The organism is Synechococcus sp. R6-10 (assembly GCF_047461815.1).
Lineage (GTDB): Bacteria > Cyanobacteriota > Cyanobacteriia > Thermostichales > Thermostichaceae > Thermostichus.
This window is the reverse complement of sequence record NZ_JANSHW010000270.1, coordinates 1-2,795: the sequence shown is the minus strand read 5'-3', so window position 1 is coordinate 2,795 and position 2,795 is coordinate 1. Positions and strand designations below refer to the sequence as shown.

Here is a 2,795-nt window from a genome sequence, read left to right as displayed (position 1 = left end):
GGCGAGTTTACCGGGTGCAAGAGAAGCAGGGGCTGGCCTGGCTCAGCTTCGGAGAGGGGGTCATTGATCTCAAACGTCTGCGGGTGGGGGATCGCCTCTGGAAGACCAGCGACCCGGAACTGGAAAAGCGCCTGCGCCAAAGCTACGCCGGGGATCACCCCCGCTTTCAGCGGCCCGTCCACATGGAGGTTCACGGCCAAGTGGGATCCCCGCTGACGCTGATCCTGCGGGATGAGCAAGGCCATACGGTGCAGGTGGATTCGCCGCTGCCCCTGGAAGCTGCCCACCGCCAACCCCTCACCACCGAAAAACTGCGACAGCAACTGGGCCGTTTGGGCTCCACTCCCTTCAAGTTGGGATCCCTGCACAATGCCTTGCAGGGGGAGGTAATGCTGCCGGTGAGCCTGCTCAACCAGATGCGCCGACAAGCGGTGGAACGCCTACAAGCTCTGCGAGCTCAGCCCCCGCGCTGGCAACTCAATCCCGAAGCTCGCTGGCAAGATCTGGTGCCTTCTCAGGAGGAGCCCGCAAGGGGATCCCCGCAGTTGGTGGTGTTGGTGCGGGATCCGGCGCAACTGCCGGCGGCGATAGCCAGCGGTATTAGGCAGATCTATCTGGAGTTTGAGGATCCCCGCCGCTATCGGGAGGTGATCCGCACAACCAAAGCCGCCCATCCCGAGGTGGAACTGTGGGTCGCTCCGCCCCGCATCACCAAGCCGGGAGAAACCTGGATCCTAAAGCAAGTGTTGGTCGGCGGAGCCGATGGCTACTTGGTGAGAAATTACGACCATCTCCGTTTTTTTGCCGGGCAGCGCTGCATTGGGGATTTTTCCTTGAATGTGGCCAATCCCATCACGGCCCACTATCTCAAAACCCGTTACAACCTGGAGCGCCTGACGGCTTCCTATGACCTCAACCACGAGCAACTGGGATCCCTGCTGCAAGCCGGCCCCGCCCATAGGTATGAGGTTACCCTTCATCAACATATGCCCCTGTTCCACATGGAGCACTGCGTCTTTTGCGCCTTTTTATCCAGCGGAACGGATTACACCAATTGTGGTCGCCCATGTGAAAAACACGAGGTGAAGCTGAGGGACAGAGCCAATGTCGAGCACATTTTGAAGGCCGATGCCGGCTGTCGGAATACCCTCTACAACGGCAAGGCCCAAACGGGGGCAGAATATGTGCCGAAATTATTGGCCTTGGGCCTGCGCTATCTGCGCATCGAATTTTTGCATGAATCCCCCGCCGAGATCCAACAAACCCTGCACCGCTATCAGCAACTCCTACAAGGTCAACTCAGCGGATCCCAACTGTGGCAGGAGCTGAAGCTACACAGCCAATTGGGGGTTACGCGCGGGTCTTTGGAGAGTTAACGGCTGCGCTGTCTTTCTCTAGGGCGCCGGCTCTGCAGCTGTGCTCCGACCGGAGCAATGCGAAAAACATTCCGGCAAAGTTGGCGTAAAATTTCCTCAGGGTATTGTTATTCCCAGGTGCTTCCCCAACCTCTTCTCAGCTTTTTCTCTATCCTCTGGTTGCCGTGAAACACACCCTCAGCGCCCTCGTGCAGGATCAGCCTGGCGTTTTAACCCGCATTGCGGGGATGTTTGCCCGTCGCGGCTTTAACATCGACAGCCTCACCGTTGGCCCCACCGAACGACCGGGGATCTCTCGCATCACCATGGTGGTGCAGGGAGATGAACACGATGTGGAGCAGATGACGAAGCAGCTCTACAAGCTCATCGACGTGCTGAAAGTTACCGATATCACCCATGTTCCCTGCGTGGAACGGGAGCTGATGCTGGTCAAGGTCAATGCCAGCCCCGATACCCGCTCCGCCATTATGGATGTGGCCCAAATGTTTCGCGCCCGGATTGTGGATGTGGCGGAGGAGTCTTTGACTCTCGAGGTAACCGGGGATCCCGGCAAAATGGTGGCCATCATCAAGATGTTGACCAGCTTTGGCATCCGCGAGATCGCCCGTACCGGCCTGGTGGCTCTCACCCGCGAGTCCGGCGTGAATACGGAATACCTGAAGCAACACCCCACCTTAGTTACCGTCTGATGGCCTCAGGGGAAGCGATGCCAAAACTGGGGTGGAGTTGTAGGGGATCGGTTGTGCGCGGCGCACTCAGCCTTGTGGCTATTGTGCTGGTGGGGCTGCTGGCCGGCTGCGGCCCCAGACCGCCAAAGCCGATTGTGCAGCAGGCCCTCGCCTATCAGATCGCTCATTTGTCCGGGCCGGTGGGATCCTTGGTGGGCAGCGACCGGTTGTCGGCACATCTGGAATTGCAGGATGTGAAAATCCGCCAAGATCGCCGTGAACCTTTGCTGTTGGCCTCAGGAGAAACCCTGGAAGGCCATCACCTCAGCGGTACCTACACCCTAATCGTGCATCCGCCGGGATCCCGCCGCCCCTATCGCCGCAAAGGGGATCCCTTCCAGATCACCCTGGCCCACCAAAAGGCACAAACTGTTGCTACACAACGCTCGCCCGACCGCGTCAAAACCGTGCCCGAACGGTGGCTGCTGGCCTACAGCTCACCGGATTCCAAGACTTGGGAGGTCATCGACTTTCTGCCTCAGCCCGCACCGGCACCGGAGTTGCCTCCTGCCGGGCCAGAACCTACACTGCCGGCAACTGCACCTGCTGCCGCCGACGTCGGCAGGACGGAGTCCGATGGAGCTCCCAGCCCTACCAATACTTCTACTCCCACCTGAAGTAGAGCATGACTCTAGTCAATAATAAGCTCAACTATACTGAAAATAATGTATAATATGTTCAGTACGGATTA

General features: G+C 58.6%; 3 protein-coding genes. All 3 read left to right on the top strand.

Translation table 11 applies throughout. The features are described from left to right. On the top strand, positions 1–1,376 hold a 1,376-nt coding region (locus tag NW837_RS08370), incomplete at its 5' end, for a DUF3656 domain-containing U32 family peptidase (RefSeq protein ID WP_414330605.1). A gap of 164 nt (positions 1,377–1,540) precedes the next feature. Further along, on the top strand, positions 1,541–2,065 hold the full coding sequence (gene ilvN / locus NW837_RS08365) for an acetolactate synthase small subunit (RefSeq protein ID WP_011432604.1): 525 nt from the start codon (positions 1,541–1,543) through the stop codon (positions 2,063–2,065). A gap of 53 nt (positions 2,066–2,118) precedes the next feature. After that, entirely contained in the window at positions 2,119–2,721 is a 603-nt protein-coding gene (locus NW837_RS08360) for a hypothetical protein (protein WP_414330602.1), read from the top strand. Positions 2,722–2,795 lie beyond the last annotated feature (74 nt).